Origin of the sequence: Pseudosulfitobacter pseudonitzschiae, assembly GCF_900129395.1 — a bacterium.
GTDB lineage: Bacteria > Pseudomonadota > Alphaproteobacteria > Rhodobacterales > Rhodobacteraceae > Pseudosulfitobacter > Pseudosulfitobacter pseudonitzschiae.
In genome coordinates this window covers 295,047-309,047 of record NZ_FQVP01000003.1, presented here as the reverse complement: position 1 = coordinate 309,047, position 14,001 = coordinate 295,047, and the positions used below count along the sequence as shown (strand labels likewise).

At 63.9% G+C, this 14,001-nt stretch carries 15 protein-coding genes; 8 read left to right on the top strand and 7 right to left on the bottom strand.

From position 1 onward, the window contains the following. Nucleotides 1-7: 7 nt before the first annotated feature. Genes BUC08_RS09620 through BUC08_RS09605 form a run of 4 tightly spaced genes read left to right on the top strand, consistent with a single transcriptional unit; the run spans nucleotide 8 to nucleotide 4,338 of the window. Entirely contained in the window at nucleotides 8-985 is a 978-nt protein-coding gene (locus BUC08_RS09620) for an ABC transporter permease (RefSeq protein ID WP_037924381.1), read from the top strand. 10 nt (nucleotides 986-995) lie between these two features. Continuing rightward, nucleotides 996-1,835: an ABC transporter permease gene (locus BUC08_RS09615; RefSeq protein WP_037924384.1), complete on the top strand. Its 840-nt coding sequence runs from the start codon at nucleotides 996-998 to the stop codon at nucleotides 1,833-1,835. Further along, nucleotides 1,832-3,439, top strand: a complete 1,608-nt coding sequence (locus BUC08_RS09610; RefSeq protein WP_037924386.1) for an ABC transporter ATP-binding protein — start codon at nucleotides 1,832-1,834, stop codon at nucleotides 3,437-3,439. Before BUC08_RS09615 ends, BUC08_RS09610 begins: the two co-directional genes overlap by 4 nt. Further along, on the top strand, nucleotides 3,436-4,338 hold the full coding sequence (locus tag BUC08_RS09605; protein WP_037924389.1) for a 2-hydroxyacid dehydrogenase: 903 nt from the start codon (nucleotides 3,436-3,438) through the stop codon (nucleotides 4,336-4,338). Before BUC08_RS09610 ends, BUC08_RS09605 begins: the two co-directional genes overlap by 4 nt. 18 nt (nucleotides 4,339-4,356) lie before the next feature. On the opposite strand, the gene BUC08_RS09600 is transcribed toward BUC08_RS09605, so the two are convergent. Continuing rightward, on the bottom strand, nucleotides 4,357-4,944 hold the full coding sequence (locus tag BUC08_RS09600) for a riboflavin synthase (protein WP_037924392.1): 588 nt from the start codon (nucleotides 4,942-4,944) through the stop codon (nucleotides 4,357-4,359). Between the two features lie 154 nt (nucleotides 4,945-5,098). Here BUC08_RS09600 and BUC08_RS09595 point away from each other — a divergent pair, with 154 nt between their 5' ends. From BUC08_RS09595 to BUC08_RS09585, 3 genes are all read left to right on the top strand, one after another. Beyond that, the gene (locus BUC08_RS09595) at nucleotides 5,099-6,391 is read left to right on the top strand and encodes a capsule biosynthesis protein (protein WP_037924393.1); all 1,293 of its coding nucleotides are present in this window, start codon (nucleotides 5,099-5,101) and stop codon (nucleotides 6,389-6,391) included. A gap of 115 nt (nucleotides 6,392-6,506) precedes the next feature. Continuing rightward, nucleotides 6,507-7,640, top strand: a complete 1,134-nt coding sequence (locus BUC08_RS09590; RefSeq protein ID WP_234973752.1) for a polysaccharide biosynthesis/export family protein — start codon at nucleotides 6,507-6,509, stop codon at nucleotides 7,638-7,640. 3 nt (nucleotides 7,641-7,643) lie between these two features. Continuing rightward, on the top strand, nucleotides 7,644-9,674 hold the full coding sequence (locus BUC08_RS09585) for a capsular polysaccharide biosynthesis protein (protein WP_037924395.1): 2,031 nt from the start codon (nucleotides 7,644-7,646) through the stop codon (nucleotides 9,672-9,674). Between the two features lie 7 nt (nucleotides 9,675-9,681). Here BUC08_RS09585 and ribD read toward each other — a convergent pair whose 3' ends face one another. From ribD to BUC08_RS09560, 5 genes are all read right to left on the bottom strand, one after another. Continuing rightward, nucleotides 9,682-10,785, bottom strand: a complete 1,104-nt coding sequence (gene ribD / locus BUC08_RS09580; protein ID WP_268794405.1) for a bifunctional diaminohydroxyphosphoribosylaminopyrimidine deaminase/5-amino-6-(5-phosphoribosylamino)uracil reductase RibD — start codon at nucleotides 10,783-10,785, stop codon at nucleotides 9,682-9,684. Next, on the bottom strand, nucleotides 10,782-11,249 hold the full coding sequence (gene nrdR, locus BUC08_RS09575) for a transcriptional regulator NrdR (protein ID WP_028958686.1): 468 nt from the start codon (nucleotides 11,247-11,249) through the stop codon (nucleotides 10,782-10,784). Before nrdR ends, ribD begins: the two co-directional genes overlap by 4 nt. A 140-nt stretch (nucleotides 11,250-11,389) precedes the next feature. Continuing rightward, the gene (locus BUC08_RS09570) at nucleotides 11,390-11,806 is read right to left on the bottom strand and encodes a secondary thiamine-phosphate synthase enzyme YjbQ (protein WP_028958687.1); all 417 of its coding nucleotides are present in this window, start codon (nucleotides 11,804-11,806) and stop codon (nucleotides 11,390-11,392) included. 54 nt (nucleotides 11,807-11,860) lie between these two features. Beyond that, a complete protein-coding gene (locus BUC08_RS09565; RefSeq protein WP_037924398.1) occupies nucleotides 11,861-12,268 on the bottom strand; it encodes a hypothetical protein in 408 nt (135 codons plus the stop codon). A 40-nt stretch (nucleotides 12,269-12,308) separates the two neighbouring features. Further along, nucleotides 12,309-12,728, bottom strand: coding sequence for a hypothetical protein (locus BUC08_RS09560; RefSeq protein WP_037924400.1), 420 nt, complete (start codon nucleotides 12,726-12,728; stop codon nucleotides 12,309-12,311). A gap of 123 nt (nucleotides 12,729-12,851) precedes the next feature. Between BUC08_RS09560 and BUC08_RS09555 the strand changes: the two genes are divergently transcribed. Then, nucleotides 12,852-13,526, top strand: coding sequence for an SDR family oxidoreductase (locus BUC08_RS09555; protein WP_037924402.1), 675 nt, complete (start codon nucleotides 12,852-12,854; stop codon nucleotides 13,524-13,526). Between the two features lie 8 nt (nucleotides 13,527-13,534). Here the strand turns inward: BUC08_RS09555 and BUC08_RS09550 are convergent, their stop codons facing one another. Next, on the bottom strand, nucleotides 13,535-13,990 hold the full coding sequence (locus tag BUC08_RS09550; RefSeq protein ID WP_037924404.1) for a thiol-disulfide oxidoreductase DCC family protein: 456 nt from the start codon (nucleotides 13,988-13,990) through the stop codon (nucleotides 13,535-13,537). Between the last annotated feature and the right edge of the window lie 11 nt (nucleotides 13,991-14,001).

Sequence of the window (14,001 nt, the reverse complement as noted above, 5' to 3'; positions counted from 1 at the left end):
GTGACTGATGGCCATTGCCGGAACGATTCTCGGGCGCTTGCTCAAGGCGGCGCTGACGCTTTTTGCCATTGCCGTGCTGAACTTTTTCCTGATCCACGCGGCCCCGGGCGATCCCGCGGCGGTGCTGGCGGGCGAAGCGGGTGCCGCAGACGAACAGATGATCGCCGACCTGCGTGCGCAGTTCGGTCTGGATCAACCGCTGTATGTGCAACTATACCGCTATGTCGGCAATATCCTGACCCTCGACCTTGGCTATTCCTTCCGACAGGGCGCGCCGGTGCTGGACCTGATCCTGGAACGGCTGCCCGCGACCCTGATCCTGACGCTGACCGCCTTCTGGATTTCGCTGCTGGCCGGTGTGGCGCTGGGCGTTGCAGCATCCGCAAGAGTGGGCAAGTTCACCGACAGCCTGATCACCGGCACCGCGCTGCTGTTCTACGCCACGCCGCTGTATTGGGCGGCGCTGATGGCGGTGCTGGTGTTTTCGGTGCAACTGGGCTGGTTGCCCGGCTTTGGCTATGAAACCGTTGGCAGCGGCTATGGCGGGTTCGACCGTGCCATCGACATCCTCAAACACCTGATCCTGCCGGCGCTGACGCTGGGGCTGTTCTTCATGGCGGTCTATATGCGCATGACCCGCGCCTCGATGCTGGAAGTGGCGCAACAGGATTTCGTGAAAACCGCCCGCGCCAAGGGGCTGGCCCCGTCCGTCATCCGCCGCCGCCACATCCTGCGCAACGCGCTGCTGCCGGTGGTGACGCTGGCGGGGCTTCAGGCGGGGCAACTGGTCGGCGGTGCCGTGCTGACCGAAACGGTCTTTGCATGGCCCGGCATCGGCCGGCTGATGTTCGAAAGCCTGGCCGCCCGCGACTATAATACCATCCTCGGCGTCTTCCTCGTCTCCGCGCTGATGGTCATCATTTTCAATATCATCACCGACATCGTCTACCGGTTGATCGACCCGCGCATCGGGCAAAAGGCATAGGAGAACCCCCATGAGTCTTTGGAGCCGTTTCGCCACCAACCGCGCCGCCGTCGCAGGTCTGATCGTGCTGATCGTGGTCATCATCATCGCAATACTGGCCCCCGTCATGTTCCCCAAAGGACCGTGGGCCATGGTCCAACGCCCGTTTCTGGCCCCCTTCGGCACCGACGGGCTGCCGCTGGGCACCGACACGCTGGGCCGCGATGTGATGGCCGGACTGATCTACGGCGCGCGGGTGTCGCTGCTGGTGGGGCTTGTCTCGACCGTGATGGCCCTGCTGATCGGCGTGCCGCTGGGGGCGGTCGCAGGGTTCTACGGCGGCTGGGTCGACGAGATCGCCATGCGCTTTACCGAATTTTTCCAGACCATCCCGAACTTTGCCCTCGCCATCGTGCTGGTGGCGATCCTTGAACCCTCGCTGACCTCGATCACCATATCCATCGCCATCGTGTCATGGCCCCCCGTCGCCCGTCTGGTGCGGGCCGAGGTGATGTCCGTCACCCGCCGCGAATACGTCGATGCGGCGCGGCTGGCAGGGCTGTCGAACCTGCACATCCTGACCCGCCAGGTGCTGCCCAATACCGTCTCGCCCATCATCGTCATGGCCTCGCTGATGGTCGCCACCGCGATCCTGCTGGAAAGCTCGCTGTCGTTCCTTGGCCTGGGTGATCCCAACATTATGTCGTGGGGCTATCAGATCGGCGCGGCGCGCACCGTCATCCGCTCGGCCTGGTGGCTGTCGTTCTTTCCCGGCGTCGCCATCGTTCTGACCGTGCTGGCGCTGAACCTGATCGGCGAGGGGCTGAACGACGCCCTGAACCCGCACCTGACGCGAAAGGGCAAGTCATGAGCGTTCTGTCCATCACCGACATGTCCATCGCCCTGCCCTCGGGGGCGGACCGTCCCTTTGCGGTCAAGGATTGCAGCTACGAGATTGCCAAGGGCGAAATCCTCTGCGTCGTGGGCGAAAGCGGCTCGGGCAAGTCGATGACCGCCAACGCGCTGATGGGTCTGCTACCCGAAGGCGTGACCGTGGCCAAAGGAACTGCGGAATTTGGCGGCAAGAACATCCTGAAAGTCCCCGAAATCGAACAGCGCGCCCTGCGCGGTGACCGCATCGCGATGATCTTTCAGGAACCGATGACGGCGCTGAACCCGCTGATGCGGATCGGCGAGCAGATCGCCGAGGTCTTCGAGGCGCACAAACGCCACACCCCGTCCGAGCGCAAGGCCCGCGCGCTGGACCTGGTGCGCGAGGTCGGCCTGCCCGATCCCGAAAAAATCATCCGCGCCTATCCCTTCCAGTTGTCAGGCGGCCAGCGCCAGCGTGCGATGATCGCCATGTCACTGGCGTTGGAGCCGGAACTGCTGATCGCGGACGAACCCACGACCGCGCTGGACGTGACGACACAGGCGCAGATCCTCAAGCTGATCCTGGACCTGCGCGAACGACGCGGCATGGCGGTGATGTTCATCACCCACGACTTTGGCGTAGTGGCCGAGATTGCCGACCGCGTGATCGTCATGCGCCACGGCGAAATCGTCGAACGCGGCACGGCGACCGAAGTTTTGGAGAACCCGCAACACGACTATACCAAACGTCTGCTCGAAGCGATCCCGACGGGGTTGGTGCCGCAATCGGTGGCCGTCGAGAAGGCACCGGCACTGGAAGTGCGCCACCTGAAGAAAACCTATTACACCGGCGGCGGCCTGTTCCGCCCGCGCCGCGACGTGCGTGCCATCGACGATGTGTCGCTGACCATCGCCAAGGGCGAGGTGCTGGGGCTGGTGGGTGAATCCGGCTCGGGCAAATCCACGCTGGGCCGCGCGGTTGTACGGCTGGTGACACCGGATGCCGGTGAAATTCTGGTCGGCGGCACCGATATGGCCGCCCTGTCGGAAAACGACCTGCGCGCCGCACGCCACAAGGTGCAGATGGTGTTTCAGGACCCCTATGCCTCGCTGAACCCGCGCCAGCGGGTGATGCGCGCGCTGACCGACGGGCCGATGGCCAAGGGCGTGCCCAAGGACGCCGCCCGCGCCCGTGCCCGCGAGCTGATGGAAACCGTGGGCCTTGGCGCCGACGCCGTCGACCGTTTCCCGCACGAGTTTTCCGGCGGCCAGCGCCAGCGCATCGGCATCGCCCGCGCGCTCGCGATGGACCCCGAGCTGATCATCGCGGACGAGGCGGTCTCGGCGCTGGATGTGTCCATTCAGGCGCAGGTGCTGGACCTGCTGCGCGACCTGCGCCGCCAGTTCGACCTGTCGATCCTGTTCATCACCCACGACTTGCGCGTGGCCGCGCAACTGTGCGACAGGATCGCTGTCATGCAACGGGGCAAGCTCGTTGAAATCGGGCCCGTCTCTGACGTGTTCCTGAACCCGCAACACGAATACACCCAGAAACTGCTGGCCGCCGTGCCGGGCGGAGGCTGGGGAAAGGCCGCAGAATGACCCGATGGACCGGCGTTGCCACCTGCGAGGCAATCGACCTGATGCGCTTTTTCGGCCCCGTGTTTGCCGAGTTTGCGCCCGAAATCACATTGCTGCGCCCCGAAGAGGTCGAAGACCCCGCCAGGGTCGAGTTTGTGTTCTCTTTCGTCCCCGCCAATGACGCATTTGCCCCCTATCCCAACCTGCGCGCGGTGTTTTCCGCAGGGGCCGGGATGGACGCCATCGCCGCCTGCCCGTCCCTGCCCGATGTGCCGGTCTTTCGGGTCGAGGACCCCGATCAGGCACAGCAGATGGCAGGTTTTGCCGCCTTTCACGTGATCTGGCACCAGCGCCGCATGGGCGACTTTATCGCCGCCCAGCGCGCGCACAAATGGGCGCGCCGTGTCGGAGACCAAAGCCCGACACTCAAACGCATCGGCGTGATGGGCTACGGGCCCATGGGACGGGCCATTGCCAAGGGTCTGTCGGCGCTTGGCTACACCGTGACAACCCTGTCGCGCAGCCAGCCCGATCCGGCAACGCCCGGCATCAGCCACATGACCAACGACTACATCGACGCCTTCCTTGCGCAGACCGATATTCTGATCAACGTCCTGCCCTTGACGTCTGAAACCGCGGGCCTGTTGTCTGCCCCCCTGTTCGCCAAACTGCCCAAGGGGGCCGCGCTGATCCACCTGGGACGCGGCGCGCATCTGAACGAGGCGGACCTGATCGCAGCACTGGACAGCAAGCATCTGGCTGGCGCGTCACTTGATGTGTTCGACACCGAACCTTTGCCCAAGGACAGCCCCCTGTGGGATCACCCCGGCATCTTCATCACGCCCCACGTCGCCAGCACGCCGCAATTCCGCGCGGTGGTCGAGAATGTCCAGAAGGGCATGGCGGCGCTGGACGCATGAGGTCAGGCCGCCAAAACCTCAGCCCGCTTCGGCCAGCCGCGCGACGTAGCGCGCCAGCGTGTCAATCTCAAGGTTGACCGCATCCCCCACGGCGACGTCCCCCCAAGTGGTCATTTCCTTGGTGTGGGGAATGAAGTTGATACCAAACACATCGCCCTGCACTTCGTTCACCGTCAGCGACGTCCCGTTCAGCGCCACGGACCCCTTTGGCGCGATGAACCGCGACAAGGCAGCCGGTGCGCGCAACTGAACCCGTGTGCTGTCGCCCTCATCCGTGACCGAAACCACCTCGGCCACGCCGTCCACATGGCCCGACACGATATGCCCGCCCAATTCGTCGCCCACCCGCAACGCGCGCTCCAGATTGACACGTTTGCCTTCGGTCCACGCGCCCAGGTTGGTCTTGGACAAGGTCTCGGCGCTGATATCCACGTCATACCAGTTGTCGCCCAGCGCCACGACGGTCAGGCACACGCCATCCGAGGCGATGGACGCGCCCATGTCGATGCCGTCCGTATCATAGGCGGTTTCGATACGCGCACGCAGGTCGCCCGACTGTGTCAGCGACACGACTTTGCCGATATCGGTGATGATCCCTGTAAACATGGCTGCTGCCCCCTGAAACTGTTCCCTCCAGCTAAACGTGCCTGCCCGCGCACGCAAGACCCGCAGCCATTGCGCAATTGCCCGACGACAGTCATATTTCAGCCGGATTTGGGTGGTCATTCAATGATAACCCAAACCGATTATCAGAGGACAGATGACCAGCGCCACCGATCCACATCGCGTTTTCCTGTTTTTGCAGGGCCCGCACGGACCATTTTTCAACCGTCTTGGGAAAATGCTGCGCCGTGCGGATGTGTCGGTGTGCCGTGTTGGCTTTAACGCGGGCGACCGCGCGTTCTGGTTCCATCCGTCCAGCTATATCCCCTATCGCGGCAGCGCCGAGGACTGGCCGCAGACCTTTGCCGACCTGTGCACCGCGCGCAAGGTCACAGACATCGTGCTTTATGGCGACACCCGGCCCGTCCATGCCACCGCCGTGGCCGAGGCCAAGCGGCGCGGCATCACCGTGCATGTCTTCGAAGAAGGCTACATGCGCCCCTATTGGGTCACCTACGAACGCGGCGGCACCAACGGCAATTCGCGGTTGATGAATATGACCATCCCGCAGATGCAAGAGGCGCTGGCCATGTCCGACATGGAAGCCCCGCTGCCCCCCGCCCACTGGGGCGACATGCGCCAGCATGTGTTCTACGGCGCGCTGTACCATTGGTTCGTGATGTTCCGAAACGGCGACTATCGCAACTTTCGCCCGCACCGCAGCATCAGCGTGACCAAGGAATTCCAGCTCTATGTGCGCCGCCTGCTGCTGATGCCCGCCCATGCCATCGACCGGCGGATCAGCACGCTGCGGGTGCGCCACGGCGGCTTTCCCTATCACCTGGCGCTGCTGCAACTGGAACATGACTCCAGCTTTCAGCAACATTCGCCCTTTGACACGATGACCGACTTTCTCAAGGTGGTCGTCGAAGGCTTTGCCAAGGGCGCGCCGGGCCACCATCACCTTGTGTTCAAGGATCACCCGTTGGAAGACGGCCGCGTGCCGGTGCGCCGCGCCGTGCGCAAGCTGGCCCGTGAATACGATGTGGCCGACCGCGTACACTATGTGCGCGGCGGCAAACTGGCGGGCCTGATGAACGAGGCGCGCAGCGCCGTCACCGTGAACTCCACCGCAGGCCAGCAGGTCCTGTGGCGCGGAATTCCGCTCAAGGTCTTTGGCGACGCGGTCTACAACCAGCCGGAATTCGTCTCGGATCAGGCCCTGCCCGATTTCTTCAAGGGCGCAACGCGGCCCGACAACAAGGCCTACAAGGATTACCGGCGCTACCTGCTGGAAACATCGCAGTTGCCGGGCGGTTTTTATTCCGCGCGCGGACGGCGGCAGTTGCTGCGCCACGTGGTCGATATGATGCTATCCCCCGAGGACCCCTATGACGCGCTGAAATCGGGAAGCGCGGCTCCACGGCAACAGTTGCGGTTGGTGAACTGAACAACACTACCCCTAGCGGTAGATTTTATCTGCGAATTCCGCTAGCGTAATCCCAAATACCCCGAAACAATCGGGGATTTCGAGGCAGAATAAAATAGGTCGAGGAGACCGCGCAGTGATATTCCATGGTTCCAGGTGGGCGCGCCCTGTTGCGCTGCTGACGGTTTTGGCTGTTGTCAGTTCTTGTGGCTTGCCTCAGGTCGGCCCCAACAAACGTCAGATTTTCGCGGGTTCGGTCCAGAGACAGGGTGATTCATTTATCGTCGCCGTAAACGATCGGGTGACGCGCGCCACATCGGTGGTGCCCGCCCTGGGATTTTCCGACAGCCTGAAGAACGCAGGTCAGCTGGGATCGGACACGATCCAGCCCGGCGACGTGCTGGGGCTGACCATCTATGAAAACGTCGACGACCCGCTGTTGGGCGTCGAGGGTTCGCCCGCGACCCAACTGGAAGAAGTGCAGGTCGATGGGTCGGGGTTCATCTTTATCCCCTACGCGGGCCGCATCAAGGCATCGGGCAACACGCCCGAAGCAATCCGCCGCATCATCACCGGCAAACTGGCCGACCAGACCCCCGACCCGCAGGTCGAGGTGCGCCGGGTTGCCGGTGACGGATCGACCGTATCGCTGATCGGCGCGGTTGGCGGTCAGGGTGTCTATGCCATCGAACGGCCCACCCGCACGCTGGGGGCCATGCTGGCCCGCGCCGGTGGTGTGACCGTCGCCCCCGAAATCGCACAGATCACCGTGATCCGTGGTGCCACGCGCGGCAAGATCTGGTTGCAGGACCTCTATGACCACCCCGAACTGGACATCGCGCTGCGCGCCGGTGACCGTATCCTGATCGAGGAAGACACCCGCGCCTTTACTGCCCTGGGCGCCACCGGTGGTCAGGCCCGCGTCCCGTTCGAAAGCCAGAACATGAGCGCGCTGGAAGCCATTGCACGCGTGGGCGGCCTGAACCCCGCCACCGCCGACCCCACCGGCATTTTCGTCATGCGCAACGAAGACGCGCCGATTGCCAATTCGGTTCTGGGCCGCAACGACCTGCAAGGGTCACAGCGCATGGTCTATGTTCTGGACCTGACCCAGCCCAATGGCATGTTCGAAGCGCGCGATTTCCTGATCCGCGACGGCGACACGCTGTATGTGACCGAAGCACCCTATACCCAGTTCACCAAGATCCTTTCGGCGCTGACCGGACCTGCAAGCTCGGCCAACTCGCTGGCAAGCCTCGCCGGGAACTGACACTTGACCCCTGCACCGCAGGACAGGCACGCCGCCGGACCTGAAAAGGCCCGGCGGCTTTGTGTTTACAACGGCGGCTTTCTGACCCAACGGCGTCTGCGCCGCATTCTGACGCTGGCGGGGTATCGCATCGCCTTGGGCATTCCGCGCGACGGCGATCTGGTCGGTGTCTGGGGCAACAGCCCCACCGCGCACCGCGGCGCGGCGATGGCGGCCAAACACGGTGCGCCGCTGGTGCGGATCGAGGATGCGTGGCTGCGCTCGCTGCATCCGGGGCGGGCATCTGGCCGGGCGGATGATCCCCCCCTTGGCCTGCTGATCGACCATTCGGGCGCGCATTTCGATCCGGCGCAGCCGTCGGACCTGGAAAAGATCCTGCGTGATGAACTATTGGACGACTCCGCCCTGCTGAACCGCGCACGCGGGTGTATCGCGCGGATGCAAGAGGCGCACCTGACCAAATACACCGCCTTTGACGCAACGCGCCCGGCCCTGCCGCCGGGCTATGTGGTGGTGATCGACCAAACCTTCGGCGATGCCTCGGTCCGCGCCAGCGGCGCCGACCGCAACCGGTTTCTGGAGATGCTGTTCGTCGCACAAGAGGAACACCCCGGCGCCCCCATCATCATCAAAACGCACCCCGAAACCACGCAGGGGTTTCGACAGGGCTATTTCACCGCCGCCGACTGCAACGACCGCATCACGATGCTGGACGACGCCATCAGCCCCTGGACCCTGTTCGAGGGGGCCATCGGCGTCTACACCGTGTCGTCGCAACTGGGGTTCGAGGCGATCTATGCAGGCCACAAGCCGCGCGTCTTTGGCCAGCCGTTCTATGCGGGTTGGGGCCTGACCACGGACGAATTCCCCGTCCAGCGCCGCCAGCGCAACCTGACCCGCGCGCAACTGTTTGCAGGGGCGATGCTGCTGTATCCGACATGGTACGATCCCTACCGCGATTGCCTGTGCAGCGCTGAAACCGCGATTGAAACGCTGGCCGCACAGACACGCGCGTGGCGGGCCGATCATCAGGGGTGGGTCGCCAGCGGGATGCGCCTTTGGAAGCGCAAGCCCTTCCAACAGGTCTTTGGCCGTCACAAGCGGATGATCTTTGAAGACGACCCGGCACGCGCCCGCGACACCCGCCGCCCGTGGATGGTCTGGGCGGGCAAGGCCACCGCCGCCCACCACGATGCCGTGCGCGTCGAGGACGGCTTTTTGCGGTCACGCGGATTGGGGGCGGAACTGGTGCCACCATTGTCGCTGGTGACGGACGATCTGGGCATCTACTACGACCCGTCACAGCCCAGCCGTCTGGAACACCTGATCGCCCGGCGGGCCAGCCTGCGTCCCGACCAACGCGCCCGCGCCGAGGCGCTGATGCGCAGGCTGACCGATGCCGGCTTGGGCAAATACAACCTTGGCGGTGCGCTGCCCGACCTGCCGGATGGCCCCCGCGTGCTGGTTGTGGGACAGGTCGAAGACGACGCGTCAATTCGTACAGGAGCGGGCGAAATATGTACAAACCGCGCCTTGCTGCAAGCCGCCCGCGCGGCACACCCCGACGCCACGCTGATCTACAAACCCCACCCCGACGTCGAGGTCGGCCTGCGCGCCGGGGCCTTTGACGCGCGCGGCACGGCCGATGTGATCGCCACCCGCACCGACATCGCGGCCCTTCTGGGACAGGTTGACCGGCTATGGACCATGACATCGCTGACCGGCTTCGAGGCGTTGATCCGGGGCGTGCCCGTCACCACCACCGGTGCTCCCTTCTACGCCGGTTGGGGGCTGACGGATGATCGCGGCGACGTGCCTCCGCGCCGCCGTGCGCTGCCCGATCTGGCAGGGCTGGTTCATGCGACACTGATCGACTATCCACGCTATTTCGACCCGAAAACCGGCCTGCCCTGCCCTGTCGAGGTTGTCACCGAACGGCTGGCCAAGGGCGACGTACCGCATCCCGGCGCGCTGAACCGAATGGTGGCAAAACTGCAGGGTGTCTTTGCCTCATACGCCCATCTGTGGCGTTAAGGTTTATTCAACCTTCGGCGCGTTCCCAGATGTGCATCACGTCCGGCCCCACGGCGCGCGTCTCGACCAGATCAAAGCGCGGGGCCTCGGACAGCGCGCCCAGACCCAGCGCACCAACGCCCGGCAACCCTTCGGCCCCGATGGTCAAGCCTGCGGTAAAGCCGACCAGCCGGTCCACAAGATCATTCGCCAGAAGGGAAGCGGCCAGCGCACTGCCGCCTTCGCAATAGACACGGTTCAACCCGTGCGCGCCCAATTGGGCCAGCACGTCATGGGTGTCCAACTGTCCGCCCGCGACCTGACAGGGCAACAGCACAGCGCCCAGCTCTTCCCACGCCTTCTGAAGGTCCTTGTCCGCATCCTTGCCATGGCACAGGATCACCGGCACCTCGCGCGCGGTACGCGCCAGATTGCCCAGCATGGACAGGTCCAGCCTGCGCGAGACGACCACGCGGGCCGGTTGGCGGGTCACGCCCATATCGCGCACCGTCAGCGACGGGTCATCATGACGTGCGGTGCCGCCGCCGACCATGACAGCGTCGTGCCGCAAGCGCATGGAATGACCCATGCGCCGTGCTTCAGGTCCGGTAATCCACTGGCTTTCGCCTGTGCCCGTGGCGATCCGCCCGTCAAAACTGCTGGCGAGTTTCAGCGTGACCTCGGGCCGTCCGGTGACAATGCGGCGGAAAAAGCCGGCCATGTCCGCAAAGGCCTTGTTGGCCATCAAGCCCTCGTCCACGGCAATCCCGGCATCGCGCAGCATCGCAAGCCCACGCCCGTCTACGCGTCCGTCGGCATCGGCCACGGCCACCACCACACGGCCTACGCCCGCGTCGATCAACGCCTGCGCGCAGGGCGGTGTCTGGCCGTGATGGGCGCAAGGTTCCAATGTCACATAAACCGTCGCCCCGCGCGCCGCGTCACCGGCTTGCTTCAGCGCCACGACTTCGGCATGGGGCCGGCCGCCCGGCTGGGTCCAGCCACGCCCCACGATGCGGCCACCGGACACGATCACACAGCCCACGGCCGGATTGGGGGCAGTGTTGCCCTGCCCCCGCCGTCCAAGCGACAGGGCCAGCGCCATGTACCGGCTGTCAGATGCGGTGCTCACTCATCCATGGGCTGGTCGGGACGCAGTTCCTGTACGAACTTGTCAAAGTCATCAGCCGCCTGGAAATTCTTGTAAACGCTGGCAAATCGCACATAGGCCACGGTGTCGATGCGGGCCAGGGCCTCCATCACGATCTCGCCGATGCTTTTGGACGGAATGTCAGTCTCGCCCAGTGACTCCAGCCGCCGCACGATGCCTGAAATCATCTGATCGATGCGTTCCGGCTCTATGGGGCGTTTCTGCATCGAAATGCGAATGGAGCGTTCCAGCTTGTCGCGATCGAAATCCTCGCGTTTGCCGCTGGATTTGATGACCACGAGGTCGCGCAACTGCACCCGCTCATAGGTGGTAAACCGGCCACCGCAGGCCGGACAAAAGCGACGGCGCCGGATCGAAACATGATCCTCTGCCGGCCGGCTGTCTTTGACCTGAGTGTCTATATTCCCGCAAAATGGGCAGCGCATTGGCCTGTCCCCTTATTCTGTCCTGCCTGTGTTGTGGGGTTTGACCCGCACTTATCCACAGTTATAGGACCTAACCTAGGTTTTGGGTAGAGGGGAAATGCCACCGCTAGATAAGCCGCCCGTTTTTGCGGTTTGCCCGCCTAGTCTGCCCTGAAATGTGCCGCAACCTTGCGCTGGTGAGGGCGGTTGCGGTGTTCGAACAGGTAGATGCCCTGCCATGTGCCCAGAACCATGCGCCCCGCCGCCACCGGGATCGACAATGACACGGGCAGCATCGCGGCCTTGATGTGGGCGGGCATGTCGTCGGGCCCTTCGTAGGTGTGGGTCAGATAGGACATCGACGGATCGGTTGTGGGCGGGACCAGCCGTGCGAAATAGTTGTGCAGGTCGGTCTGCACCTCGGGGTCGGCGTTTTCCTGTATCAGCAGCGACGCCGAGGTGTGTTGCACCAAAAGGGTCAGCATGCCGTCCCCCTGCCCGCGCAGCCATCGTGCGACGGTATCGGTAAACTCGGTCAGGCCGGGGCCACGGGTGTCGATCTGAAACTGTGTCTGCATGGGGTCAGGGTGCCGCAGTGCGGCCCACGCTGCAAGCGGTTCGGCCCATGAGCCTTACATCCCGTCGCGCCCGAGCATACCGCCGCACAGGGTCACCGCATGGGCCACCGACAGGTTGGACCCCGCGTTATAGGTCGAGACGCCCAGAACAACAGCCGTGCGTGGCGTGGCACCCTGAGGCGTCAGCGCAAAGGCCACCGCCTTGCGCCCCGGCGCCGCCTGGCTGTCGCCGCGCGGTGCCACGACATAAAGCCGCGCGCTGCTGGCCGCGTTCAACCGGTCGCGCGCATAGTCGCCCGCCGCGCACCACAGCTCGCGCGCGCCCGCGCCATGGGCTTCGATCACCTCGAAGGCATCGCCGGATATCGGCGCAACCCGCAGCCGGTTCTCGGCGGTAAAATTCTGCGCCAGCGCAGGCGTGGTGACAGCCAGGGCAATCAGCGTGAAAAGCGGGCGAAACATGAGGAAATCCTTTGTGGTCAGTGGCAGCAGAACGGTCGCATCAGGGAATGACGTCGCCCGGTTCGATGATGTTGTCATTGCAGAACTGTTCGGCGTGAAACACCAGAAGGTTGGCACCGGCCACATCCGTGGTCACCGAATAACCAGTGTTGGCGGCAATGCCGGGGTCCTGGGTGGAAAAGGCCACGCCCTTGGCTCCGGCTTCAGTCTGTGCCGGGCCACGCGGCGTCACGATGTAGATGCGCCCGCGTTGCTTGCCCAGATCGTTGATTGCGTAATCTGCCGCAGCGCACCAAATCCCGCGCGGCCCGACGCCGCCCTTTTCGATCACCTCGAATGTCGTGGCCGAAAGCGGGTTCACGTCCAGCTTTGGCGCAAAATACAGATCAAGGGCTTGGGCGTTGGCAGGCAAGGCGGTCAGGGCCAGCGCCACTGCGGCGGCAAGGGGAAAGCGGGACATGAGAAATCTCCTGTTTATCACAGCATATATAGCGCTTGGCGGCGGCAACCCCAATCACATGCCTGTAACTGAACATATCAGCGACTGGGGCGTTGATGGCGTGACGCACATAAGGAGACAGATATGACAAGCAAGACAATCTTCATCACCGGCGCATCCTCTGGCATCGGGGCGGCCACGGCACGGGCCGCGGCCCGGGCAGGCTGGAATGTCGGTCTGTTTGCCCGCTCAAAGGACAAGCTGGCCGCGCTGGTGGACGACATCGGTGATCAGGCCATGGCCTTGCCCGGTGACGCCACCGATCTGGACCAGCAACAGAACGCGATCGACAAACTGGCGGTGAAGTTCGGCGGCGTTCATGCAGCCTATGCCAACGCGGGCATGGGGCTGAACACGCCGGGCACCGAAAACGGTGACCCGCAGGAATGGCAGGACCTGATACATCTGAACATCATGGCCCTGCTCTACACGGCCAAAGTCGCGATACCGCACCTGAAACCGGTCAAGGGGCATATGGTCCTGACAGGATCAGCCGCTGGCCGCACCCATATCAAGGGATCGATTTACGGCGCGTCCAAATGGTTCGTGCATGGCTATGGCGGCAACCTGGCCGACGAGATGAAGGAATGGGGCGGGCGTTGCACGGTCATCGCACCCGGCATGGTCAACACGGCCTTTTTTGACGAAGGCAAACCCGACAAGCTGCAACCCGAAGACGTGGCCGAGGCCGTGGTTCACGCCCTGAACGCCAATCCGCGCAATACGGTGCGTGAAGTGTTCCTGATGCCGACGCATTGACGCGATCGTCAGGGCGTGATGTCGATGAACCGCGCCCTGATGTCCGGTGTCGGCACCATGCAGGTGTCGTAGCGCCCGAACAAACGATACCGGTTGCGGGCGATCAACTGGTACAACGGGTGTCTGATGGGCGCGGGAATGAACCGCACCACCGCCAGCGCCCGCCACGGCCAGCCCAGCGCTGACATGGCCGCCGCGAAAGCATCCAGATTTTCGTAGATCCGTCCGTTCACGATCACCAGATTGGTTTCGAATTCGGTCGGGTTCAGGTCCAGCGCGCGGTACATCGCCTGTCCCAGCGGTGATTGTGCCGTGGCAAAACAGAACCGTTCCGCGTGATCATGGCGCAGTACAAAGCGGAAGAACCCCGAGCACAGCACACATTCCCCGTCAAAAACAATCAGGTCGCGGCCCGCAAGGACCGCGACCTGTGTTGGTGGCAGAACGTCAACCGGACGGGACATGGTCCCCCGCC

Excerpts from the sequence above, each read along its gene's own strand:
- BUC08_RS09620 (WP_037924381.1), top strand. The coding sequence starts at position 8 with ATGGCCATTGCCGGAACGATTCTCGGGCGCTTGCTCAAGGCGGCGCTG.
- BUC08_RS09615 (WP_037924384.1), top strand. The coding sequence starts at position 996 with ATGAGTCTTTGGAGCCGTTTCGCCACCAACCGCGCCGCCGTCGCAGGT.
- BUC08_RS09610 (WP_037924386.1), top strand. The coding sequence starts at position 1,832 with ATGAGCGTTCTGTCCATCACCGACATGTCCATCGCCCTGCCCTCGGGG.
- BUC08_RS09605 (WP_037924389.1), top strand. The coding sequence starts at position 3,436 with ATGACCCGATGGACCGGCGTTGCCACCTGCGAGGCAATCGACCTGATG.
- BUC08_RS09600 (WP_037924392.1), bottom strand. The coding sequence starts at position 4,944 with ATGTTTACAGGGATCATCACCGATATCGGCAAAGTCGTGTCGCTGACA.
- BUC08_RS09595 (WP_037924393.1), top strand. The coding sequence starts at position 5,099 with ATGACCAGCGCCACCGATCCACATCGCGTTTTCCTGTTTTTGCAGGGC.
- nrdR (WP_028958686.1), bottom strand. The coding sequence starts at position 11,249 with ATGCGCTGCCCATTTTGCGGGAATATAGACACTCAGGTCAAAGACAGC.
- BUC08_RS09570 (WP_028958687.1), bottom strand. The coding sequence starts at position 11,806 with ATGCAGACACAGTTTCAGATCGACACCCGTGGCCCCGGCCTGACCGAG.
- BUC08_RS09565 (WP_037924398.1), bottom strand. The coding sequence starts at position 12,268 with ATGTTTCGCCCGCTTTTCACGCTGATTGCCCTGGCTGTCACCACGCCT.
- BUC08_RS09560 (WP_037924400.1), bottom strand. The coding sequence starts at position 12,728 with ATGTCCCGCTTTCCCCTTGCCGCCGCAGTGGCGCTGGCCCTGACCGCC.
- BUC08_RS09555 (WP_037924402.1), top strand. The coding sequence starts at position 12,852 with ATGACAAGCAAGACAATCTTCATCACCGGCGCATCCTCTGGCATCGGG.
- BUC08_RS09550 (WP_037924404.1), bottom strand. The coding sequence starts at position 13,990 with ATGTCCCGTCCGGTTGACGTTCTGCCACCAACACAGGTCGCGGTCCTT.